Origin of the sequence: Acinetobacter lwoffii (genome assembly GCF_022967985.1) — a bacterium.
GTDB lineage: Bacteria > Pseudomonadota > Gammaproteobacteria > Pseudomonadales > Moraxellaceae > Acinetobacter.
Map to the genome: position 1 here is coordinate 21,233 of NZ_JALJVC010000028.1, position 23,074 is coordinate 44,306.

21 protein-coding genes, 1 pseudogene and 1 riboswitch are annotated in these 23,074 nt (G+C 42.2%); of the genes and pseudogenes, 12 read left to right on the forward strand and 10 right to left on the reverse strand.

Annotated elements, in window-relative coordinates:
• Positions 1-69 precede the first annotated feature (69 nt).
• Positions 70-1,893 carry an acyl-CoA dehydrogenase gene (locus MWG72_RS14070; protein ID WP_191112273.1) on the forward strand — a complete coding sequence of 608 codons (1,824 nt, stop codon included), beginning with the start codon at positions 70-72 and terminating at the stop codon, positions 1,891-1,893.
• A gap of 54 nt (positions 1,894-1,947) precedes the next feature.
• On the opposite strand, the gene MWG72_RS14075 is transcribed toward MWG72_RS14070, so the two are convergent.
• The gene (locus MWG72_RS14075; protein WP_004280457.1) at positions 1,948-3,162 is read right to left on the reverse strand and encodes an alkane 1-monooxygenase; all 1,215 of its coding nucleotides are present in this window, start codon (positions 3,160-3,162) and stop codon (positions 1,948-1,950) included.
• A 188-nt stretch (positions 3,163-3,350) separates the two neighbouring features.
• On the opposite strand from MWG72_RS14075, the gene MWG72_RS14080 reads away from it, so the two are divergent.
• Positions 3,351-4,301: an AraC family transcriptional regulator gene (locus MWG72_RS14080; RefSeq protein WP_005262782.1), complete on the forward strand. Its 951-nt coding sequence runs from the start codon at positions 3,351-3,353 to the stop codon at positions 4,299-4,301.
• 2 nt (positions 4,302-4,303) lie between these two features.
• Here the strand turns inward: MWG72_RS14080 and lpxB are convergent, their stop codons facing one another.
• Positions 4,304-5,476 carry a lipid-A-disaccharide synthase gene (gene lpxB, locus MWG72_RS14085; RefSeq protein ID WP_004280460.1) on the reverse strand — a complete coding sequence of 391 codons (1,173 nt, stop codon included), beginning with the start codon at positions 5,474-5,476 and terminating at the stop codon, positions 4,304-4,306.
• Positions 5,477-5,863: 387 nt separating this feature from the next.
• Here lpxB and MWG72_RS14090 point away from each other — a divergent pair, with 387 nt between their 5' ends.
• The 3 genes from MWG72_RS14090 (at position 5,864) to MWG72_RS14100 (ending at position 8,562) form a co-directional block, all read left to right on the forward strand.
• The gene (locus MWG72_RS14090) at positions 5,864-6,754 is read left to right on the forward strand and encodes a sulfite exporter TauE/SafE family protein (protein WP_247144309.1); all 891 of its coding nucleotides are present in this window, start codon (positions 5,864-5,866) and stop codon (positions 6,752-6,754) included.
• A 127-nt stretch (positions 6,755-6,881) separates the two neighbouring features.
• A complete protein-coding gene (locus MWG72_RS14095; protein WP_174766804.1) occupies positions 6,882-7,973 on the forward strand; it encodes a 3-deoxy-7-phosphoheptulonate synthase in 1,092 nt (363 codons plus the stop codon).
• 64 nt (positions 7,974-8,037) lie between these two features.
• Positions 8,038-8,562, forward strand: a complete 525-nt coding sequence (locus MWG72_RS14100; RefSeq protein ID WP_004280464.1) for a protein tyrosine phosphatase family protein — start codon at positions 8,038-8,040, stop codon at positions 8,560-8,562.
• A 2-nt stretch (positions 8,563-8,564) separates the two neighbouring features.
• On the opposite strand, the gene ispF is transcribed toward MWG72_RS14100, so the two are convergent.
• Entirely contained in the window at positions 8,565-9,053 is a 489-nt protein-coding gene (ispF, locus tag MWG72_RS14105; RefSeq protein ID WP_005262776.1) for a 2-C-methyl-D-erythritol 2,4-cyclodiphosphate synthase, read from the reverse strand.
• 100 nt (positions 9,054-9,153) lie between these two features.
• Here ispF and MWG72_RS14110 point away from each other — a divergent pair, with 100 nt between their 5' ends.
• Positions 9,154-9,807: an A1S_1983 family putative colistin resistance protein gene (locus MWG72_RS14110; RefSeq protein WP_247144310.1), complete on the forward strand. Its 654-nt coding sequence runs from the start codon at positions 9,154-9,156 to the stop codon at positions 9,805-9,807.
• An 82-nt stretch (positions 9,808-9,889) separates the two neighbouring features.
• Here the strand turns inward: MWG72_RS14110 and MWG72_RS14115 are convergent, their stop codons facing one another.
• From MWG72_RS14115 to MWG72_RS14145, 7 genes and pseudogenes are all read right to left on the reverse strand, one after another.
• Positions 9,890-11,134, reverse strand: a complete 1,245-nt coding sequence (locus MWG72_RS14115) for a D-amino acid dehydrogenase (protein WP_247144311.1) — start codon at positions 11,132-11,134, stop codon at positions 9,890-9,892.
• A 135-nt stretch (positions 11,135-11,269) separates the two neighbouring features.
• A riboswitch (glycine riboswitch) is annotated at positions 11,270-11,357 on the reverse strand.
• Between the two features lie 314 nt (positions 11,358-11,671).
• The gene (locus tag MWG72_RS14120; RefSeq protein ID WP_247144312.1) at positions 11,672-12,580 is read right to left on the reverse strand and encodes an AEC family transporter; all 909 of its coding nucleotides are present in this window, start codon (positions 12,578-12,580) and stop codon (positions 11,672-11,674) included.
• Positions 12,581-12,740: 160 nt separating this feature from the next.
• The gene (locus tag MWG72_RS14125; RefSeq protein WP_247144313.1) at positions 12,741-13,175 is read right to left on the reverse strand and encodes an Imm44 family immunity protein; all 435 of its coding nucleotides are present in this window, start codon (positions 13,173-13,175) and stop codon (positions 12,741-12,743) included.
• A gap of 52 nt (positions 13,176-13,227) precedes the next feature.
• Positions 13,228-13,758 (reverse strand): annotated as a pseudogene (locus MWG72_RS14130) (GNAT family N-acetyltransferase).
• Between the two features lie 64 nt (positions 13,759-13,822).
• A complete protein-coding gene (aroC, locus tag MWG72_RS14135; protein ID WP_247144314.1) occupies positions 13,823-14,917 on the reverse strand; it encodes a chorismate synthase in 1,095 nt (364 codons plus the stop codon).
• Between the two features lie 13 nt (positions 14,918-14,930).
• Positions 14,931-15,941: a 50S ribosomal protein L3 N(5)-glutamine methyltransferase gene (prmB, locus tag MWG72_RS14140; RefSeq protein ID WP_044108320.1), complete on the reverse strand. Its 1,011-nt coding sequence runs from the start codon at positions 15,939-15,941 to the stop codon at positions 14,931-14,933.
• 204 nt (positions 15,942-16,145) lie between these two features.
• Positions 16,146-16,532 carry a lysozyme inhibitor LprI family protein gene (locus MWG72_RS14145; RefSeq protein ID WP_004647104.1) on the reverse strand — a complete coding sequence of 129 codons (387 nt, stop codon included), beginning with the start codon at positions 16,530-16,532 and terminating at the stop codon, positions 16,146-16,148.
• Positions 16,533-16,732: 200 nt separating this feature from the next.
• Between MWG72_RS14145 and MWG72_RS14150 the strand changes: the two genes are divergently transcribed.
• From MWG72_RS14150 to MWG72_RS14175, 6 genes are all read left to right on the forward strand, one after another.
• Positions 16,733-17,041, forward strand: coding sequence for a hypothetical protein (locus MWG72_RS14150; protein ID WP_247144315.1), 309 nt, complete (start codon positions 16,733-16,735; stop codon positions 17,039-17,041).
• A gap of 160 nt (positions 17,042-17,201) precedes the next feature.
• Positions 17,202-18,578, forward strand: a complete 1,377-nt coding sequence (locus MWG72_RS14155; RefSeq protein WP_247144316.1) for an ABC1 kinase family protein — start codon at positions 17,202-17,204, stop codon at positions 18,576-18,578.
• A gap of 246 nt (positions 18,579-18,824) precedes the next feature.
• Complete coding sequence (locus MWG72_RS14160) at positions 18,825-20,111, forward strand: acyl-CoA dehydrogenase family protein (RefSeq protein ID WP_247144319.1); 1,287 nt, start codon at positions 18,825-18,827, stop codon at positions 20,109-20,111.
• A 23-nt stretch (positions 20,112-20,134) separates the two neighbouring features.
• Positions 20,135-21,334 (forward strand): acyl-CoA dehydrogenase family protein, encoded by a 1,200-nt coding sequence (locus MWG72_RS14165; protein WP_247144317.1) that lies wholly within the window; start codon positions 20,135-20,137, stop codon positions 21,332-21,334.
• Positions 21,335-21,447: 113 nt separating this feature from the next.
• Positions 21,448-21,939, forward strand: coding sequence for a GNAT family N-acetyltransferase (locus MWG72_RS14170; protein WP_247144318.1), 492 nt, complete (start codon positions 21,448-21,450; stop codon positions 21,937-21,939).
• 124 nt (positions 21,940-22,063) lie between these two features.
• Entirely contained in the window at positions 22,064-22,645 is a 582-nt protein-coding gene (locus MWG72_RS14175) for a lytic transglycosylase domain-containing protein (protein ID WP_086044746.1), read from the forward strand.
• Positions 22,646-23,074: the final 429 nt, after the last annotated feature.

Genomic DNA, 23,074 nt, shown 5'->3' on the forward strand with positions numbered 1-23,074 from the left:
ATTGTCACTTTTCACCCGATTCATGTCATTATTGACAATCCTCCTCAATAAAAGCAACTGCTAGTCTTGATGCTATCTCAAGGATTGCACATTCAGGATAGTACCGTGACCCAACTGATTAATGATAAAGATCTGCATTTCCAGCTTTATGACGTATTCAAACTTGAAGCGCTGACTAAACTGCAACGCTATCAGGATCATGACAAAAATACTTTCGACAGTATTCTGGAAACGGCAAAAGGTATCGCGACTGATTATTTTGCGCCGCATAATGCCAAAGCTGATCAACAAGAACCGAACTTTGATGGCAAACAGGTCAAAACCATTGATGAAGTGAAGACAGCCTGGCAACAGTTTGCCGATGCCGGCCTGCTTTGCGCCCAGCATGATTATGCAGATGGTGGCATGCAACTGCCCACTTTAGTGAATATGGCCTGCAATGCTTATTTTATGTCGGCCAATCCGTCCACCGTGGCTTATTCTTTTCTAACGGCCGCTGCGGCGAACCTGATACAGGCTTTTGCCTCCCCAAAACAAAAGCAAATATTCCTACCGCATATGTTGAGTGGCCGCTTTGCTGGCACCATGGCCATGACAGAGCCGAATGTAGGTTCCTCTTTGGGCGATCTGACCACTAAAGCCATTCCTCAGGCAGATGGAATTTATAAAATTAAAGGCCAGAAAATGTTTATTTCGGGTGGCGATCAGGACATTACCGAAAATATTGTGCATCTGGTCTTGGCGCGGATTCAGGATGCGCCGCAAGGCGTGAAAGGAATTTCCCTGTTTATCGTACCAAAATTCAAAACCAACGAGGATGGTTCACTCGGTGAAGCTAATGATGTACAGCTGGCTGGCTTACTGCACAAAATGGGCTATCGAGGTACTACATCTACAGTTTTAAGCTTTGGAGAAAATGATAATTGCTTAGGCTATTTAATTGGTGAACCCGGTCATGGCTTAAAATATATGTTCAAGATGATGAATGAAGCACGTGTGGGTGTCGGTCTGGGCGCAGCCATGATTGGTTATCGTGGCTATCTGGAATCTCTGGATTATGCTAAAAACCGTCCGCAAGGCCGGCCAGTTCATGAAAAAACACCTGACTCGAAACCAGTAAATATCATTGAACATACCGATGTCAAACGCATGCTACTGGCGCAAAAGTCATATGTAGAAGGTTCGCTGGCACTTTGCTTATTTGCAGCCCGATTAATTGATGAACTTCAGGCAGCTCAAGATGAAGATAGTGCAATTCTGCTTGATCTCATCACCCCGGTGGTCAAATCTTTCCCTTCTGCCTATGGTCCGAAAGCCAATGATCTGGCTATTCAGGTCCTGGGCGGCGCGGGTTATACTCGTGAATATCCGGTGGAGCAATGTTACCGTGATAACCGGCTCAATCCGATTCATGAAGGAACTTACGGCATTCAATCTCTGGATCTGCTGGGACGTAAACTCTGGCAGCATAATGGCAAAGGGCTCAATCTGCTCATGCAGCGCATCCAGAAGACCTTGTCAGAGATTCATGAACCTAAGATAGTGGAACTCGCAAAGATCTATAAACAGCATCTTGCCACTGTGCAAAAGACTACACAGATTTTAGGCCAGGCCTTGCATCAAGGCAAAGTCAGCGAAGCTTTGGCCAATTCAGGCCTGTATCTGGATATGATGGGTAAGACCATCCTAGCCTGGCTATGGCTGGAAATGGCGAATCAGGCTCAACTCAAGTTTGGCACATCTTCGCAGGCAGAAGATCAGACTTTTCTGGCAGGGAAAATTCAGGCAGCTCAATATTTTATTCGCTGGGAACTCCCTGAAATTGAACATCAGGCCAAATTACTGATGCATCTGGATGATACTTGCCTGAATATGCAAGCCGACTGGTTCTAGGCAGAATTAATCAAAAAATGCGCCTTTATCGGCGCATTTTTATTTTGTAATTCATTAAGCTGTAGAGTTATTTACACCAAATTTTTTAAATAGCTTGGCACGCTTGGAAGGCAAGATATTAGCCTTACTTAAATCGCCCTGATAGTGCTGATATACCCGCTGATCCATGATTTTGTACCATAAAGGTGGAATCAAGGCTGGAATCAGCATGGTTGCATAACCGCTGGGTAATTCTGGCGCTTCATCAAAATGCCGCAACGCCTGAAATGGACGGCTTGGAAAAGCATGATGATCAGAATGGCGTTGTAACTGATACAAAAACAGATTAGTTACGATATTGTTGTTATTCCAGCTATGTTCCGGCAAGGTTCGCTCATAACTGCCATCCGCTTTCTGTCCACGTTTCAGTCCGTAGTGCTCGATATAATTCACAATCTCAAACAGGCTAACGCCATAAAATGCCTGTGTCAGTGTATAAGGAATAATTTTCTTGCCATACGCCTTTAGCATCAAGGCATGATAGCCGGCACTCATGGCCCAACCATGAAACAGCTCATTTTCCTGATTAAAGAATTTCAGTCCCTTACGCTCGAGCCGTCTTTTTTCAATCTGGATTGCAGATTTTAATCCGCCTATTACGGTACGTGGCCAGAAACGGTAAAAAGATTCACCCATTTTTGAAGATGCCGGATCTTCTGGTGTCGCCACCCGTTTATGGTGTCCATAAGGATGTTCGATCCGGAAATGGTTATAGCCCAAAGGCATCAGGCTGGCATGAGACCAGTAATGGTCTTTTTTCTGGGGACGATGGCTGAGTTCATGTGCGGTATTCACCCCCACACCATTAATCGCACCCATAGAAACTCCAAGCAGTACCTGATCCAGCAAAGACACATTTGGCCGGCTTACGACATAACCGGCAAAGGCATTGGCTGCCATTTGCAAGGGAATAAATGCTTTTACAATGCGGTCATAATAAGGATCGTTAACCAGTGCCTTGATCTGCTCATCATTTGGGTTATTGGCATCATCGCCAATCAGGGCATCCAGAGTCGGAATGATTACGTGCAGTAATAATAGTCCGCCCATGGCAAAGACTTTTTTAGTCGCTTTGGGACCAAAATGATAACCGGCCAGAATTCCCATTCCGATCACAGGCAGACCTGGGCTGAGCAACCAGCCAAAACGTTTTTTATCCAGCTTGACACCTTTTAGTGCCGACGCTTCCTGCGTAAACTGCGCTTTCTGGATTTGTGCAGGGGCATTCATTGCGACCTTCCTTTTTTATGTTACTCTGCACTTATAGTTGATTATTTCAGCAGTAGCGAACAGTATTCAACGTCCAGAAAAGCTATGTCAGCGTCTTTGGCACATGCTGCCAAATTCTGGCCTAAAATCACAAAGTTAAAAAATTTATAGTCAATTAAATGAAATAAAACAGAAGAATAGAGTTAGGCATGGATGCTTTAAGTAAAATTTTTGATGATATTCATCTGGAAAAATCGGAATATCTTTATCTGAATGTATTTCATCCGGGCGGCTTTGACTATCAACATGAACCCTTTATGCTGGCCTATATCCTGTTACAAGGACAGGCGCAATTAAAGTTCATGAATGGTGATCGACTGGAGCTGCAACAAGGTGATCTGGTGCTATTACCCGCAGGTTCCTCCCATCATGTTTCCTGCCCAGACAATGCCGATTTTTCTGAGCACCATGCGATTAATCCTTATTTTCAGAGCAATGCACAGCAATGTGTTGATCTCAATCGGGAAAATTCGGCGGAGCATAGTTTCATACTGGCTATTCGTTCTAGCTTGGATATCCAGATGGCCAAACCTCTTTTGAGTGCATTACCTAAATACCTGCATATTCAACATATTCTGGGTGATACGGCGCCAGAATGGTTACAGGTTGGCTTGCAGTTTCTGGCACTGGAAACCCAGCAGCTTCGTCCCGGACGTGACAAGATTCTGGATCATCTGGTCAGTATTTTACTGATTGAATGCGTACGTGATTATATTTTAAACCTGGAAAATGCCTCGAGCTGGCTAAATGCGCTCTCGCATCCGGAACTATCCAATGCACTGGCAGCGATTCATGGCAAACCTGAACAATTCTGGACTGTAGAAAGTCTGGCCGAACAATGTCATATGTCACGTTCCAAATTCGCCCAGTTATTTACCCAGATTGTCGGTGAACCGCCCCTTGCCTATCTGCAACAGCACCGCCTGCGTCTGGCAGCGCAATATTTGAGAAATAGTGGATTTGGTATCCAGCAGATCGCTTATCTGGTTGGTTATTCATCCGAGACGGCGTTTAGTCAAAGTTTTAAAAAACAGTTTGAACAGACGCCGACCCAATACCGGCTGAATTGTCAGAAGAACCAGTCTTTATTACCAGACTAAAATTACTGGACTAATGCCAATACTGCTGTGACCGGATCTTCGCTATTGCCAGAAAGTAGCTGCTTGTGCATGGTGATATGCTGCATAACCTGAATCTGCGCTGCTTCAATATCCATCAGTTTTTCAATTTCAGCTGCCAGATTTTCAGGTGTAGCAGCGGATTGGATGAGTTCTTGAATCACTTTTTTGCCAGCAATTATATTTGGTAATGAAAAATATGGGATTTTTACCAGTAATTTGGCAATTCGATAGGTCAGCCAGTGCAATTTATAAAAAGTCACCATCGGACGGTGCAGCAACATCGCTTCAAGCGTTGCAGTTCCAGACGCCAGTGCAATAATATTGGATGCATTCATGACCTGACGGCCAATTTTGGATTCAGCGCTGGTATTTTCCATCAAGCGAATTTGGGTTTTTAAGCTCTCAGGATAAGTGGCCAGTAAACTTTCGATTTGCTGCTTGCGTGCATCATTAATCGCAGGAATCAGAAAGGTATAATCCGGATATTTGTGATGCAGAATATTAGCTGCATCCAGAACCAAAGGTCCCAAACGCTCAATCTCGCCACGGCGGCTTCCCGGTAATAATGCAATATATTTCTGATCTGGGTCTAGGCCTAATTCTGTCTGAGCCTCCAGAATTGGATTTTCAAGCGGCAACTGACTGGCGAGCGGATGTCCGACAAAAGCTGCAGGAACATCCCATTTTTTAAAGAACGCTTTTTCAAATGGAAACAGGCACAGCACCAAATCAATACTGGCTTTAATGCCATGTATACGGCCTTGACGCCATGCCCAGACCGAAGGACTGACGTATTGCACGGTTTTAATCGGTAACTGTTTTTGTTTAATGGTTTTTGACAAACGCAGGTTAAAATCAGGCGCATCAATCCCGATAAAAATATCGACCGGATCTTTAGTCCAGGTTTCCACCAGACCATCCCGCACAGCAAACAGTTTTTTAATATCTTTTAAAACTTCGACAATGCCCATCACCGATAAAATATCCATCGGATAATAGCTTTTAAAGCCTTCAGCGATCATTTGTGGCCCACCGATACCTTCAAATTCAGCATCAATGCCTTGCTCACTAAAACGGCGAATCAATTTTGCGCCAAGCGTATCTCCAGAAACTTCACCGACCACGATTCCAATTTTAAGTTTTCGATTTAGCAAGTGGGTTTCCTCTCAGATCCGCATGGAAATTTATTGAATCGGGATTCTAACATAATCCTATGGCTATTCCGGAAGAAGCTTAAGTATCTTCTAATTTTAAGAAACCCACCGTTTAGAATAACTTAGTCAATAAGGGAGCTTGCATAAAAAGAATTAAATCGACATTTACAGGTACATTCAATTAGACAGAAATGGGGCAAATCGGACAGTTAAAATCAATCATTATATTCGCACTTTATACATAACCCAGTGAATAAACATGAAAGATCACCTAATATTCTTCACCTAGCTTTATCTTTTTTATGCATAAGTAAATCAATAATCAAGACAACGACTTATATCCAAAAGTCATAAGATATGCTCGTTTTTTGATTTTGGCATATATGCATGTTTGGTCCGATTGAATTTATTTTAGCAGGCGTTCTGGTAGGTTTTTGTGTAGGTGTCACCGGTGTCGGTGGCGGTTCATTAATGACGCCAATTCTTATCAGTTTATTCCGGATTGAACCGCATATCGCGATTGGTACTGACCTGCTCTATGCCGCGATTTCTAAATTCTGTGGCTCGTTTGTGCATGCCAAGAAAATGAATATTGTCTGGCCGATTGTGATCTGGCTGGCCGTTGGCAGTATTCCCGCATCTTTTGCAACGCATTGGGTACTCGAGAACTATCTGAGCCAATCAACGCATTACAAGGCCGTCCTGACCATGGTATTGGGCTTTATGTTGACCATTACCGGTTTATCTATTCTGTTTCGCACCCAAATCGAAAATCTTTTCAATAAATACAGAAAACAAGAACTGCCGGATATGACGCAGGATCTGGAAAAAGTAAAACTGCAAGCTAAAGATAAGCGCGTAGCCATTATCATTATGGGCATTATCTTAGGTATATTTGTCACGCTTTCTTCAGTGGGTGCCGGCGCATTCGGTATCATGGCACTTGTAGTGATGTTCCCGAATCTGCCGATGATTCGTATTATTGGCTCTGACGTGGTGCATGCGGTGTTACTGACCCTGGTTGCAGGTCTGGGTCATATGTCTTCAGGCAATGTCGATTTCATGCTGCTCATGTGGTTATTGGTGGGATCTATTCCAGCGATTATTGTCGGCACTTTACTCAGTTCACGTATGCCGGAAAAACTGATCCGCAAAATTTTAGGCATTACCCTGTTTGCGCTGGGCGTGAATTTCATGATTAATCCTGTGAAATCAAAACCGGCTCAACCTGCTGAAACAGCAATGATAATTGTGAGCCAAAATTCCCCGTCCGTTTAAGTTAACTATCCGATTCATCACTTTTTTTTCAAAGAAGTATTCATCTTTTTTATAACAAAGTGACGCATCATTCATGTTATATTCGGGCTATTAAACAACCTTTTGTATGATCGAACCAGTGACGGCAATGAATACACAACAGTCAAATCCTATTTCAGCATCAGATATTGATGACGTGAATATCCACAGCATGATTCCTCTGGTAACTCCTGCCGAGCTTAAAGCAGAGTTACCGTTGACTGAAACTGCTTATCAAACCGTACTGCATGGTCGTGAAACGATTCGTAAAATTCTGGATGGTGAAGACAAACGCCTGTTCGTTGTAATCGGCCCTTGTTCTATCCATGATCCGGCGGCGGCGCATGAATATGCTGAGCGCTTAAAAGTACTGAGCGAAAAAGTTAAAGACAGCTTATATATCGTGATGCGGGTTTATTTTGAAAAACCACGAACTACCGTAGGCTGGAAAGGCCTGATCAATGACCCGGATATGAATGATTCATTCAATATTGAAAAAGGTCTGCGTATCGGTCGCAAGCTATTACTTGAACTAAATGAAATGGGCTTGCCATGTGCAACTGAAGCACTTGATCCAAACTCGCCACAGTATTACCAAGACCTGATTTCATGGTCAGCGATTGGTGCACGTACTACAGAAAGCCAGACGCATCGTGAAATGTCTTCTGGTCTTTCGTCACCAGTCGGCTTTAAAAATGGTACTGACGGCGGTTTAACTGTCGCGACCAATGCGATGCAATCTGTGAAACACGGCCATAGCTTCCTGGGTCTGAATGATCAAGGCCAAGTGGCTGTGATTCGTACTTCAGGTAACCCTTATGCGCACGTGGTACTGCGTGGCGGTAATGGCAAGCCGAACTACGATGCAGGCTCGGTCGCAGATGCGGAAGCCGCGCTAGCCAAGGCCAAGGTCAGCACCAAGATCATGATTGATGCCAGCCATGCCAACTCTAATAAAGACCCGTACCTGCAACCACTTGTACTTAAAAACATTTCAGAACAAATTCTTGATGGAAACAAGTCAATTGTTGGTATTATGGTAGAAAGTCATCTTAAGGGTGGTCGTCAGGACATTCCGGCGAACCTGAATGATATGGAATACGGTCAATCCGTTACGGATGGCTGTATCGACTGGGAAACGACTGAAAAAGTTTTACTCGACATGCATGAGGCATTGAAAGACATTTTACCTAATCGTTAAATGATCTGACCAACGCCATCGCCAAGATGGCGTTTGCATTTCTAGAACAAGGAAAATTTATCTGATGAATGATATTGAAACGGCATTAAGCCAGATTGAGAATTTTCAGTTCATACACGAACATCTGTTTAGCTCCGGTCAACCGACCACTACCCAATTACAGCTGATGAAAGAATACGGTGTATCTACTGTCATCAATGTGGCGCTGACCGATAGCGAACAGTATCTGCCGCATGAAGATAAAATTTGCCTTGAGCTGGGACTGAACTATATTCAGGTTCCGATTTCCTGGGAAACCCCTTCAGACAATCAATGCCTGCTGGTACTGGACCTGATCGATCATCTGGTAAAAGAGCAAATGGTCTGGGTACATTGTTCGCAAAACTACCATGTCAGCTGTCTGATGTATTTATATCGTCAATACTATATGGATATGGATCTGCCTACAGCACAAGAACACTTGCATCAGATCTGGGAACCGAATGAAACCTGGACCGGTTTAATGCATGCGGTTGCTCTACAGCTACAAGGCCGTAAAGCAACTCAGGAACTGGAACTTTCCTTGATTAATCCGAATTATTTTGCCTGATTTTATTTGCTGTGGCTCAATAGCACGGTTGCCATGGACATAATTCCTTCCTGACGACCGGTAAAACCTAACTGTTCAGTGGTGGTGGCTTTGATACTGATTTGAGTCACATCAACATCCAAGACATCTGCAATACTTTGACGCATCGCCAGATTGTATTTCGCCAGTTTTGGACGTTCACAAGCCACGGTAATATCGGCATTATTCAGGTGATAACCACGATCCAGAATTAGCTGATAGACATGCTTGAGTAGTACTCGGCTATCTGCACCTTTAAACTCAGGATCTGTATCAGGGAAATGCTGGCCAATATCTCCAAGCGCCAAAGCACCCAACAAAGCATCACAGAGTGCATGCAGCACTACATCACCATCCGAATGTGCTTTCAGACCGTGAGTATGCGGAATTTGAATACCTGCCAGAGTGACAAAATCACCTTCTTCAAATGCATGCACATCCAGACCCTGGCCAATACGAATTTGTGCGATCACCTTATACATCCTTTAGAAATAGCCCATTGAAATCTTGTACACTTGCTTTCTATTTCGCTATAGTTAGATCAAGCGTAACACAGTGAAAGTATAAGCGATCATGCTACTGAAAACTGATATAAATATGTTGAAAATAATTGGCCTGATGCTCGTTCTGGGGATGATTTCTACGGGTAGCTCAGCGATCACACTAAACTGTAGCGATGACAGCAAAAAAACGGCTGCCATGAATAAAGTCTGCTCAGCATCACTGGCTGAATCTCGTGAAAAACTCACAGACCAATACTTTACTGCTTTTCTGATTACTGATGCACCTGTGCGCTTATTGCAAGATAGCCAACAATTATGGGCCACGCGTTTACAGCAGTGCAAAACGCTAGACTGTTTTAAACAGCAATTTGAATGGCGTTTAGATGATTTAAATGTCTATATTTCGCTGAATCAAAGTCTGACCCAGCATTATATTAAGTTTGAACAGGGACAAATCTCCAAGCAACCTGTACATCTCAAGATTCATCAACTGACCAAAGACCGCATCAAGATTGAAGGTCTTGCCTATCGTAATCCGAATAACCGAACCGAGAAGCAGATCATTCCTTTTTTAGCCTATACTACGCCTGAGACAAAAAACCAGATCACCGATAACGAAAATGACTGCCGCTATGAATTTAATTATAGCAAAGCTATTTTAGCAGTCAGCAGCCAGCAAAAAGGCTGTGAGCGTTTTACTGGGATTTATCGCCTATACGATTGATTTAATTTAAAAATATTAAAATTTATTGTTATATAAAATGAGATTTTTGGTGTAAAAAACAGCCCGCAAGCGGGCTATCAATTTAAGCAGGATAGTATTGCGCAATTTCCTGACTGATCATTGCAGCCGTTGCAGCTGATAAAGTCCAGCCCAGATGACCATGCCCGGTATTGTAAAAAACTCGCTCATGTTTGCCACGGCGTACCACAGGCATCATATTTGGCATCATTGGACGTAAGCCAGCCCAAGGTACGACATGCTCAGTACACAGATCAAAATTACGATTGGTCCAGTCAATTAAAGGTTGAATCCGGTCTGCACGAATATCCCGGTTATAGCCATTAAACTCGGCTGTTCCTGCAACACGCAAACGATCCTTGCCTAGACGTGACAAGACAATTTTGGCGCTTTCATCCAGTAAACTGACCCAAGGTGCATTTTTCTGGCTCTGCTCATCATTCAGTTGCACGGTAATCGAGTAGCCTTTGACTGGATAAACATTGACCCGTTCACCAAGAATCTCAGCCAGTTGATAGCTACCAACCCCTGCACAGACCACAACGGCATCTGCATTAATTTCCAGAATGTCATCTGGAGAGGAATGGACATTTTCAGTACTAGGTTTGCATTTAACCCGAATATTTTGAGCCTGATGATCAACAGCGAAAACATCTTGACCAAATTCGAATTTCACACCTTTTTGCATACAGGCTTTGGCCAGACCGGTACTAAATTTATGAATATCGCCGGTGGCATCGCTCTGACAGTAGAATCCAGCATAATAATCGCCAGTTAATGCAGGTTCGATCTGCTTGATTTCTGCATTGGAAATTGCATTGCGCTCCAGACCACCGCTACACAACAGATCATTCACTTTGATCGCAACATCATAATCCGTCTTGTTATGATAAAAATGTAAAATTCCGCGTTTTTCTAGATCAAAATCAATATTTTCTGTTTCGGCAATTTCAAATAAACGTGCTCTTGCTAGTAAAGCCAGCCGTACAGTCTCTCGGGTATTGGCTTCATAATGTTTGATATTGCCCAGAAATTCCATGAGCCAGCTGTATTTATGCACACTGAAAGAAGGATTGAGCAAAAGTGGTGCGGTTTTTTGTGACATCCATTTGATGCCTTTGAGTACCGTGGCTTTCTGGTTCCAGACTTCGGCATTACAGGCAGACAGCTGGCCGCCATTGGCAAAGGATGTTTCCATTGCCGGATATAGATGCCGATCCACCACGGTCACCTGATAGCCTGATAATGCAAGCTGATAAGCTGTGGTTACTCCGGTAATCCCGGCTCCAATCACCACGACATGATGCATAGACACCTCCTTGATTATATTGATGTCTTTTCCCATCTGTCATGTGTACCTGAGAGCTTCGGTAGATGCATTGCACATCAATGCGGCCACCTTCCCCTTCGGTGAGTGATTCAACACTTCTCTCCAGAGTCTTTATCCATTATCACAGTCCTTTTGCCTGAGAGTTTCCTGGGACCTTGCTCCTTCGGCGAATGCAGAAGCATTTCTCTCCTGCAATAATGTTTTATTATCATGAGCAATTTATATACCATTTTTAGGAAAAACACAGTTTCTATTTATGTTAATTCAGGTGAATTTATCCATGATTTTTTTCTTAATTAACAGCATACATGTGTAATGAAGGATATTGCCTCGATATTAAATTTTTAGATTTTGCTGCCGTAAGTAAAATCAGTAAGTTCTACCCTTTATAAAATTCTAAGACTTATTTAGTTTTGGCGCTTAAATAGAGTTTCATTATGGCTTAGGCTATTTTAATAATTCAAAGTATATATCATCCAAAGCAAAATTTAGACTTTTATCATGCATTTTAGAGTTTTAAATAATCCAAGAAAGTATCATCAATAAACTGCCTGCTGCGACTACCGTTTGCATACTGATAACACTGGCCATGAACTGGCTATCTCCCCCATAGACACGCGTCAGTACATAAGAAGCTGAAGCGGTAGGTAAAGCAAAAAACAACACCAGTACCTGTGTGGTTAGAGTATCAATATCAAATAATTGGCAGACAAAGAATGCAGCAAGTGGCATTCCTAATAAACGTCCAAAAGTTGCCAGGCCCAATGGTAAGATATCCCGCTGGAAGCCTTGGAATTGTAAGGCAGCCCCCACACACATCAAGCCAAGCGGCAAACTGCATAAGGCAATCTGTTTTAGGAATAATTCAAACCCGGCCCAGAGTGATAAGCCTGAAAGATTAAATAGGCCTCCAACAAGAGAACCTAGAATTAAAGGGTTCTTTAACAGATCAATCAGGATTTTGAAGATCTGCATATCTGAACTACGGGTAAATGCCAGTACAGATAAGATATTGACCAGTGGAATACATAACACCATCACTACGGCGAAAATGGTCATGCCCTGCTGATGAAATAAAGCATTCACTGCTGCAAGTCCGATATAGGTATTAAAACGCAGGAGTGCCTGCACATAGACCCCAAAACGTGCATAGCCAATCTGATAAATCTTGCGCAGCACATATAGAGCAATACTGACCACCGCCATAAGGCTAAAGACCACCAGAACCACATCTTTAATGACTGCCATTTCAATCTTGGCTACGGCCAGATTTAAAAATAGCATGACTGGAAACAGGACAAAATAATTAAGTTTTTCTGCCCCACGCCAGAAACTATCTTCCAGCCATTTCCTTTGTTTTAATACATAGCCCAAAGTAATCAGGCCAATAAGCGGAAACAGTACAGTGAAGATAGTCTGAAACATTGAACAACTCATGATATGGGTTTTGCGGCAATCGCATCCAATTCAATTGCCTGTCAATGAGCAAGGATACAACAACCGACTCGTTTCAGGATAAAAATAGTGGAAAATTCAATGAATAATAAATAAAAAACACTCTCGCTGGCTTTAATTAAAATACGCTTTAAATCCAACTTTCATCTTTTGCAACATTTAGTGCATCATTTTTTAGTCTTTCAAGCTCCTCATAAACCTTTGCATCAAGCTTCGGACGGAATTTTTCAAACTTAACTTTTAACAAATCTAGGCTTCTTAAGAGCATCCTAAAAATGAGTCTCTCACGGCCTAAATCATCTGTTGCCTTAAAAGTTGTTGGATCAATCCTTAAACGGAAATCCATATTTCTACGTTTAAATGAATAAAAAATACGTTCATCAAAACTATCATTTCCTATCATAATTTCAATGCACTTCCATTTATCTATCGGAATATCATACGACTTATTTTGTAGTTGAGCATTTAAGGCATTTTCTACTGCGTTACGTGCTTTATTTTCGAGATCAAGATGATCTTCTGTTAACACTTCCCTACTTAATTCAGCACTTAACCATACTTCCATTCATACATCCTGTCATTATTCTTATTAAACATACTTAGAATCAAACATAGATTCAAATAACTTCATAAATCTTTTCGAGACTCTTTTCTAAAATCACCAGATTTAAATCTACTAAAGGCTGTCCAACATCTGCATCCAGTGGGTAACTCTCTGTTTTGCCGGTTTGGTGATAACCACGACGCTCATAATACGCGATTAATTCAATGCGAACATTAAGAACAGACATTCTAAGTTTTTTGAAAGGTATTTTTTCTCTGGAGTATTATTCAGCGAAATCTAACAATATTCGACCATAACCTGAATTTTGCCGAACTGAGTCAATAGCAAAACTGCCGATTTCAAAACAATCTGGCAAGTGTGTCAGACCAATGCAACCCACCAGTTGATCATTATTTTCCAAGACATAAAGTTCGAAATCAGGCCGTGCTAAAAGTTCACTTAACTGAGCCTCATTAATTCGATCACCTAAAAAAATGTCATGTTCATGCGTCCAGCCCAAATTAGATCGATAAGCTGTATTGATCAACTTAACAATGCTTTGAATGTCCGTAGCTTGGGCTAAACGAATATTGTTATTTTTCATTTTATAAATATAAAAAAGCCAGACCGAAGCCTGACTTTAATTTCATTTGCTTCTATAAAGCAAATTATTTAGGTTCAATTGGCTCAAACGGCGCAACGACATCGGCATTTTGTGCACGATGGCGCATGAAGTGATCCATCAAAACAATTGCTAGCATCGCTTCAGCAATTGGGGTTGCACGTACACCCACGCAAGGATCATGACGGCCTTTGGTCAGGACATCCGTATCTTCACGATTAATGGTAATGGTTTTACCCGGAGTTGTGATGGAAGCCGTTGGTTTCAACGCAATCGAAACACGAATATCCTGACCGCTAGAAATACCACCCAAGATACCGCCAGCATGGTTCGCCAGGAAGCCATCTGTTGTGAGTTCATCACGGGTTTCATGACCGAACTGCTCAGCGACACTAAACCCATCACCAATTTCCACGCCTTTCACGGCATTGATTGACATCATGGCATGGGCAATATCAGCATCTAAACGATCAAATACTGGTTCACCCCAACCCACTGGCACTTTAGAAGCAATGATCTCAAGGCGTGCGCCACAGCTTGTGCCTTGCTCACGTAATGAAGTCACGAGTGCTTCAAAACGTGGAACGGCATCGACATCACCACAGAAGAACGGGTTATTTGGAACTTCATTCCAGTCCAGTTTTTCTGCTTTTTCAGTACCGATCTGAGTCACATGACCACGGATTTCAATACCGAATTTTTCAAACAGGAATTTCTTGGCAATCGCGCCCGCTGCAACACGCATCGCAGTTTCTCGCGCACTTGAACGCCCACCACCACGATAATCACGGAAACCATACTTTTGGGTATAGGTATAATCGGCATGACCCGGGCGGAATGTCTGTGCGATATTGCCGTAGTCCTTCGATTTTTGATCCGTATTACGAATCAACAAACCAATTGAAGTACCGGTGGTTTTACCCTCAAAAACACCGGAAATAATTTCTACTTCATCAGGCTCTTTACGCTGGGTTGCAAATTTCGATGTACCCGGCTTACGACGATCCAGATCTTTTTGCAAATCAGCTTCAGTCAGCTCAATGCCGGGTGGAACCCCATCGATGATGGCCATCAGGCCAACACCATGAGATTCACCACAAGTCGTTACACGGAACAGTTGCCCTATACTATTACCTGCCATGTCAAACGACTCCTTATGCTTGAATAGACTGTATGAATAAATCACGGTAGGTACGGCATTGCTCTGCAGTCAATGCAAAGATACCAGTACCACCTTTCTGGAATTGCAACCAGTAGAAATCAACCGAATTGAAGTTTTGGCGCATTGCCCATTCTGAGTTACCCACTTCGATCACGATCAGGCCATTCTCAGTCAGATAATCTGCAGCTTGAGCCAGCATTTTACGTACCAGATCCAGACCATCCTGACCTGCAGCAAGCGCAAGCTCAGGCTCATGATGGAATTCCTCAGGCAAATCCGCCATATCTTCCGCATCGACATACGGCGGATTAGATACGATTAAATCGTATTGATTTTCGGCTGGAATTTTTTCGAACAAATCCGATTCAAGCAATGCGATCTGATATTGCTTGTCATGATGCTCAGTATTGATTTGCGCAACTTCTAAGGCTTCTTTGGAAATATCAGTCGCATCCACTTCCGCTTCAGGGAAAGCATAAGCCAAGGCAATCGCGATACAGCCTGAACCGGTACACATATCTAGAATACGTTGAGGCGTCTTTGGATTCGGGTTTTCCGGCAAGTTATTGACTGCCTCACCCATTTGACCATGTTCACCCAGGCAATACGGGGCAAAACGGTTTTGAATCAGTTCAGCAATCGGTGAACGAGGGATTAGCACGCGCTCATCAACGTAATAAGGTTTACCGTCGAAGTAAGCCAGGTTCAATAAATATGAAGTTGGTACTTTTTCATTAATACGGCGTTCCAGCAGACTTAAAAATTCGGCTTTTTCACTTGGTAATAATTTGGCATCTAAAATTTCAGCGTCCGCTTTCCATTCTAGCGACAGGGTTTGCAGCACTAGCGCTGAACTTTCAGCAAAATAATCTTCTGTGCCTTGGCCCAAATGTGCATCGTATTGACGTAATGCTGTCACACCAAAACGAATAAAATCACGAATGGTGGTTAAATTTTCAGCGGCTTCCTGCATATGTTCAGGGCTAATAGTCGGTCGATCCACTTAAGGCGTCTCCAAGGTCATTTTTTTTAAACGCCTTATGATACCTTGTTTTGCCTGCTTTTATAATGCTAAAGCATGAAAAACACGAATTCTCTACGCCCACAAAAATTATAAAATTCCTGTTTTTGTGAGCGATCATGATTATAAATGTTTACTTTATTCAGGGATGTTTCTGTTAAATGCCGATGCTAATACTATGATGATTTATCGAAAACCGGACGCATAAGAACGAGATTGATAAAGATTAGCCTGATCCATGATCAAAGCCAGCATACATTGACCCTGTTGCTGCTTGGCATATTTTCCTGACATTCTAAAGTTACATTGCTGGGACAGTTTACGCTCCCACAATACATGCTGACTGCGAATGGCGGCGGTCTGGTTCGGATTCAATTTAAGATAAGTTTTATAGTTTTTCTTCAGACGTTTATTGTGAACTTTCAGCTCTTTTTCCAGGCATTTTTCCGCTTTGGGTGTATTACCATAACTAAAATTCATGCACTGTGTATATTCCTTGGAATACCCAACAGCAGCCTGTGTCTGAACCGCAGTACCCACAAAAATTGCAACTAAAAACCATGCAAGACGCATAACTTCCCCTTGACCGAAACCGGTACAATCCCAATAAATGTTTAACAATCAATATTGTTTAAATTATCCACTGATATTAACGCAGTCCAGACAAAAATCCTATGCCTTTCTCGGAATGAAAGATTAAACAGTTGCACAATTGAAAATTGGCACATGACCCACATATAATCCGCATTCAATCTTCAAATGAGCCCAGATCTATGAGCTATAAGCACAATAATCTTATGGCGATGCGCCAGAATTACTGGAATGACCAAGCCTCCAGTCAGGTGCAGCAAGAAAAGGTTTTTTTGCAGTCGACCTTAGTGCAACATGGCGTATTTACCGATGCGACATTGGACGATGCTAAATATCTGTTTTTTGGCTTGCCAAGTATTGTGATTGTAAAAGGCTATGCTTTGGGCTTCATGCATGACAGCGTACAGCGCCTGATTCATCAACATATTCAAACAAATAAACAACAGTTACAGCAACGATCTGAATTAAAAATCCAATTTCAAATGGCATAATGCCCCGTCTAAACTGATACAAGTTGGTGAATAAATGAAAGCTTGCCTAGCTTTTACTATGAATTCAGCAGCTTAAACTTTTTTAATACGTGCAGAAACGCTACTATCCCTTACAATGATTTATTCTGCTTCATGCTGATGATGAAAGGATCGAGTTTACATGTCAGATCAGAACGATAAGCTTAAACAACTGAAAACCTCCTCTATGGATCGACGCTTATCGATCGCAAAGGCATCCTTGCTGGCAGGCACGCGTTGGGCGGCTTCTAGTGCAAGCTCCATGTTCTCAAGTGAAGAAGAAAAAGAAAAAAAACGTAAAAAAGCCATGAAAGAACAGGCCGATTATCTGGTAGCAGAAATTGGCAAGCTGAAAGGGTCTATCGTTAAAATTGGCCAGATGATGGCGCTGTATGGTGAGCATTTTCTGCCAGAAGAAGTCACTCAGGCTCTAAATACCCTGAACAATCAGACGGTGGCATTGGCATGGCCAGCCATCAAGACCCAGTTACAGCAACAGCTTGGTTCAAAACTGGACGATCTCACCATTGATCATGAACCTTTGGGCACAGCTTCTTTGGCACAGGTACATCGCGCCACCCGAAAATCTGATGGCATGGAACTGGTGTTAAAAATTCAGTATCCGGGTGTGGCTGAAGCCATTGATTCGGATATGAGCCTGTTTAAAAACATGCTGAAATTGACCCGCATCGTGCCGCAAACCCGCGAATTCGACCAGTGGTTCGATGAAGTCCGTGAGATGATGCACCGTGAAGTAAATTATCAGATTGAAGCGGATACCACGCGTCGTTTTGCTGCACGTTTAAAAGATGATCCGCGCTATATCGTCCCAACCATTATTAATGAATATTGCTCTGATCGTGTGCTGTGCATGACCTTCGAACGCGGTGTGCCGATCAATAGCCCGGTGATGTTGTCCCTGCCTCAAGAACGCCGCAACCAGTTAGGTGAAGCCTCTCTAGAAATTGCAGTGCGTGAAATCTTCGAATGGGGCGAGATGCAAACCGATCCGAACTTTGGTAACTATCTGGTTCGGCTGGGCAATGGCGCTGATGTGCATGACAAGATCGTTCTGCTCGACTTTGGCGCGATCCGTCAGTTTGACCAGCGTCTGCTCAGTGTTGCGCGGAACCTGATTCAGGCAGGCTATCATCATGACTCGGATATGATGGTCAAGGCGATGACCGGCTATGAATTTTTTGATTCGATTCCGCAAAGCATCAAACCAGATATGGCCAAAGTCTTTTTACTGGCCACTGAAGCGTTTAGTTCACCGCTAAATAATCAAGAATTGCCAGCCGGCATCATGGATGAACATAATCGCTATGACTGGAAAAAAAGCCAGCTGCATAGCCGTGTGATGCAACAGGCGTCGAGATCTATGGCTTCACGTTATTTCAGTGTTCCACCCAAAGAATTTATGTTTATTAGCCGTAAATTTATTGGTGCCTATACTTTTATGACCGTGATTGATGCCAAAACCAATGTGCGTGCGATGATTAAACATCATCTCTCTTAAAATAAAACCTGCATCAAAAAGACCCGGATGATTTTGTCATTCGGGTCAATTTTTAGACATATTCGATTTTTTATATTTTTATCTTTCTTTTATTTTTCATTAATTTATTCCTCCATTTCTTCAATCCCCGAAACCTAAAAATTGTCAATCATTCGTGTCAGGGATGACATGGTTTTATCTCTGAGTGCATGTCAGTATTAAAAAAAATAACGTGACAACACCTTTAGGATAATCAGAATGAATAATATGGTGAATAAAGCCCAAGGATTTGGCTTGTCCCTACTGACAAAAATCGCGGGTAGCGAAGTATTAGATCAATTAAAACTGCGTAAATTTGTAGAAAAATCACTTTATCAAAGTTCAAAAGCAGGATTTAAAACACTGAGTCAAATCCAGAAAATCCTAAAATCTGGCCAGAAGATTGAAAAACAGCGTTTGCCCCATCAGTCCAAATCCTTATTTGATCTGAATCTGACTGAAGAACAGCAAATGACCTGTAATGCCATGCAGCAATTTGCCCAAGAGGTGCTTTATCCCTTAGCGCATAATGCAGATCAGCATGAATTATTTCCCCATGAACTCTGGCAATATAGCACTGATTTAGGTTTGAATTTATATGCCCTGCCTGAAGCATTGGGGGGCGTTGCATCAGAACAGAATATCGTCAGTAATATTTTAATCGCTCAACATTTAGCTCAGGGTGATTTCAGTCTGACGGCTGGCTTACTTTCGACTTTTAGTGTCATTAACGCCATTACCCGCTGGGGCTCAGAGCAGATTCAGGCAGAATATCTGGGCGCTTTCGCAGAGAATCCTGAGTTAAAGGCCACCTTTGCAGTACAGGAAAAAACAGCAGCGTTTAACCCGGAGCAACTTAAAACCAAGGCTGTTGCACATCAGGGACATTATCTAATTCTGGGTGAAAAGACCTTAGTGCTCTTGGGAGAAAGTGCCGATCTGTATCTGGTCAGTGCTGATCTGGATGGCAGAGCTGAGGTCTTTGTGGTGCAACGCGACAGTACCATCACTGCGAAAAAATCGCCGGCTATGGGTTTAAAGGCCACTGAAACAGTCACGCTAAAATTTGAAAACACTCCGGCATATCGTCTGGGTGATGAAGATTTTGATTATCGTGCATTCGTAGATTTGGGCAATTTGATGTGGTGTGCGATGGCGGTGGGCACCTGTGAAGCAGTCAAAAAATACTGTGTGCAATATGCCAATGAACGTATCGCTTTTGGTGAACCGATTTCCCATCGTCAGAGTGTCGCCTTTATGATTGCCGATATGGCCATTGAAATTGATGCGATGCAAATGTTGATCTTGAATGCCGCCAGTCTGGCTGAATCCGGTCAAGCTTTCCATCGTGAGGCTTATATAGCGCGTCTGCTCTGCGCAGAAAAATCCATGAAAATAGGCACCGATGGTGTACAGATTTTAGGTGGTCATGGCTTTACCAAAGAACATCCGGTAGAACGCTGGTATAGAGACCTGAGAGCCACTGCCATTCTCCATTCTGGCTTGCATACCTGATCAGAACATAAAGAAGAACAATGATGAATCTACAAACTCCAAAAAAATTTAAGCTTTTAATTGATCAAGCACATGAAGTTGCCCTCAATGTTTTGCGTCCTATTTCACGTAAATACGACAAGGCTGAACATGCTTATCCGATAGAGCTAGACATGCTCGCTTCAGTCGTGGATGGCATGAACCAAGGTAGTGAAGGCATGAATGCTGGTGCAGCAGTCAATAAACGTGGCGATGCAGATACGACTAATAAAAATGGTATCAATATGTCTACCGCCCTAAGCATTATTGAAATGTGTTATGGCGATACTGGCTTATTACTCTCGATGCCACGCCAAGGATTAGGAAATTCAGCCATTGCAGCTGTTGCCAATGAGGAGCAATTGCACCGTTTTCATGAAACTTGGGCCGCCATGGCGATTACCGAGTCAGGTTGCGGTTCAGATTCCGCTGCAATTCGTACCACTGCAACCAAAGATGGTGATGATTATATTCTGAATGGTGAGAAGATTTTTGTAACCTCCGGAGAGCGTGCTGATGCAGTGGTCGTTTGGGCAACTTTGGATAAAAAACTGGGACGATCGGCAATTAAATCATTTGTGGTGACCAAAGGTACTCCAGGAATGAAGGTTGAACGACTGGAACATAAATTAGGGATTAAATCATCCGATACTGCCACGATTAGCTTTATCAACTGTCGAGTACCTACAGCAAACTTGCTCGGTCATGCAGAAATCGATGTTGCTAAAGGCTTTGCTGGCGTAATGGAAACCTTTGATAATACTCGCCCGCTGGTTGCAGCCATGGCGATTGGTTGTGCGAAAGCCTCGCTGGAACGCATCAAGGAGATTTTTAAGGATCAACTGGACTCTACTTATGCCACACCGTATTTACAAAGCTCTAATATCGCAGCACAAATCTATCGTATGGAAGCTGAATGGGAAGCATCACGCTTGCTGATGCTGAAAGCCGCCTGGATGGCCGATAATCACAAACCAAATTCACGTGAAGCATCTATTGCCAAAGCCAAGGCCGGTCGGATCGGTAATGAAATTACCTTAAAATGTGTCGAACTTGCGGCAGCCACTGGTTATAACGAAACTGAACTTTTAGAAAAATGGGCGCGTGATTCCAAGATTCTGGATATTTTTGAAGGCACCCAGCAAATTCAGCAACTGATTATTGCCCGTCGGGAACTAGAAAAATCATCGAGCGAATTAAAATAGTGATTGCTCATTAAATAGCGAATTAAACTTACATGAGTTAATTAAACGATGGATTTTTTAAGGATTTAAGGTTATAAAAATTCATCGTTTTTTCAAAATAAAATCAGTTCTATATGTACTCTATTCGTCCTATTCAGCCTGAAGATAATACTCAAATTGCAAGCATTATCCGTTCTGTGTCCCAAGAGTTTGGACTGGCAGCAGAATCTGGTTTCGCGGTAGGCGATTCTATTCTAGATGAGCTATATCAAGTTTATCAGCAACCGGAATCAGCTTACTGGGTTATTGTGGATCAACAAAATAAAATTTACGGTGGTGGTGGAATTGCGCCATTAAAAGGTAATGCAACTATTTTAGAAATTCAGAAAATGTACTTTTTACCTGAAATTCGTCAGCAAGGTTTTGCCAAAAAAATTTTAGAATTATCCTTTGAATTTGCACAGACTCATCAGATTAAGTCAGTCTATCTAGAAACAACTAAAGCGCTTTCGCAAGCGGTGAAACTCTATGAAAAATTAGGTTTTCAGCACCTTGATCACCCTGAAGGCAATACCGGACATAGTGAAGCCTGTGAAATCTGGATGCTAAAAAACCTTTCAACTTAGAGATTTTTTAGTAGATAGATAAAGTTTGTACATTAATAAAGTGCTTTCATCAGCAGCGAGCTTGACTCTTGTATATAGGCTGCCTAACATCGAAATACGTTTATTCAGGCATGGAATTCACAGTTTGTTTTTTTCTCATCTATTAAATCCAATTAAATCTAAACGTTCACTATTTAATTCTCATTCTTTTAAATTTTCTTCTATTTTATTGAGCACTTTTCTTTTTGCGGGTTGCTCATCTTTGGGCGGAGGCTCGGTAGAAAAGCGCGCAGCTAAATTATCTAAAGGCATTCAAACTGCTTACTCCACCCCATCCAGTACAGCTAATCGTGTTTCACCTTTAATTGTTCAACATGCACAAAATCAAGGTGTAGATCCGCTCCTAGTGGCGGCTGTGATTCATCAGGAATCTACTTATCGTAGCCAAGCAACTTCGCCAGCAGGTGCGGTAGGCTTGATGCAAGTGATTCCAAGATATTGGCAACAAACCTGCCCAGGTGATTTATACAATGAAAGCAGTAATATCCAATGTGGTACATATATTCTTTCTAAATATAATCAATCATCCGGTGACTGGAAGAAAGCGCTTGCCTATTATAATGTAGGTCCGTCAGGTTATGAAAATAATCGTAAAATGCGTAAACAAGGTAAACGTTATGCCAACCAAGTAAAACAGCATAAAAAAATGCTAAAAGACTCTCTCTAATGACTGAATAAAGAGAATTAATTTAACCATACTTAGGCTATTTTATTTAATATTTGGTAAATAGTAATCGCTAATTGTGTCCATTAAAGTTTTTACCATGAAAGTATACCTACAACCTATTAATCTCAGCCATGATATATATATTCAGCTAAAATAGTCTGCAATAAAAAACCAGCGATTCGCTGGTTTTTTATTTTGTAAGGTTTATAAGATCAGCTTGTAAACTCTTATAGCGCTAGTTTTACAGAGATCCCAATAGGTCAAACAAATTAACAGGAATTCTCTGTCTCAGAAGAATCTGATCAACTTTGAGATATAGATATGTTAAATATCTTATCTAAAATTCCACGCACAAAAAAATCCCCCTCTGCCTTGGCGGAGGGGGATTTCGAATAATGAGCTGGCGATGACTTACTCTCACATGGGTAA

Excerpts from the sequence above, each read along its gene's own strand:
- MWG72_RS14070 (WP_191112273.1), top strand. The coding sequence starts at position 70 with ATGCTATCTCAAGGATTGCACATTCAGGATAGTACCGTGACCCAACTG.
- MWG72_RS14075 (WP_004280457.1), bottom strand. The coding sequence starts at position 3,162 with ATGAATGCCCCTGCACAAATCCAGAAAGCGCAGTTTACGCAGGAAGCG.
- MWG72_RS14080 (WP_005262782.1), top strand. The coding sequence starts at position 3,351 with ATGGATGCTTTAAGTAAAATTTTTGATGATATTCATCTGGAAAAATCG.
- MWG72_RS14090 (WP_247144309.1), top strand. The coding sequence starts at position 5,864 with ATGTTTGGTCCGATTGAATTTATTTTAGCAGGCGTTCTGGTAGGTTTT.
- MWG72_RS14095 (WP_174766804.1), top strand. The coding sequence starts at position 6,882 with ATGAATACACAACAGTCAAATCCTATTTCAGCATCAGATATTGATGAC.
- MWG72_RS14100 (WP_004280464.1), top strand. The coding sequence starts at position 8,038 with ATGAATGATATTGAAACGGCATTAAGCCAGATTGAGAATTTTCAGTTC.
- MWG72_RS14110 (WP_247144310.1), top strand. The coding sequence starts at position 9,154 with ATGCTACTGAAAACTGATATAAATATGTTGAAAATAATTGGCCTGATG.
- MWG72_RS14115 (WP_247144311.1), bottom strand. The coding sequence starts at position 11,134 with ATGCATCATGTCGTGGTGATTGGAGCCGGGATTACCGGAGTAACCACA.
- MWG72_RS14120 (WP_247144312.1), bottom strand. The coding sequence starts at position 12,580 with ATGTTTCAGACTATCTTCACTGTACTGTTTCCGCTTATTGGCCTGATT.
- MWG72_RS14125 (WP_247144313.1), bottom strand. The coding sequence starts at position 13,175 with ATGGAAGTATGGTTAAGTGCTGAATTAAGTAGGGAAGTGTTAACAGAA.
- aroC (WP_247144314.1), bottom strand. The coding sequence starts at position 14,917 with ATGGCAGGTAATAGTATAGGGCAACTGTTCCGTGTAACGACTTGTGGT.
- MWG72_RS14145 (WP_004647104.1), bottom strand. The coding sequence starts at position 16,532 with ATGCGTCTTGCATGGTTTTTAGTTGCAATTTTTGTGGGTACTGCGGTT.
- MWG72_RS14150 (WP_247144315.1), top strand. The coding sequence starts at position 16,733 with ATGAGCTATAAGCACAATAATCTTATGGCGATGCGCCAGAATTACTGG.
- MWG72_RS14155 (WP_247144316.1), top strand. The coding sequence starts at position 17,202 with ATGTCAGATCAGAACGATAAGCTTAAACAACTGAAAACCTCCTCTATG.
- MWG72_RS14160 (WP_247144319.1), top strand. The coding sequence starts at position 18,825 with ATGGTGAATAAAGCCCAAGGATTTGGCTTGTCCCTACTGACAAAAATC.
- MWG72_RS14165 (WP_247144317.1), top strand. The coding sequence starts at position 20,135 with ATGAATCTACAAACTCCAAAAAAATTTAAGCTTTTAATTGATCAAGCA.
- MWG72_RS14170 (WP_247144318.1), top strand. The coding sequence starts at position 21,448 with ATGTACTCTATTCGTCCTATTCAGCCTGAAGATAATACTCAAATTGCA.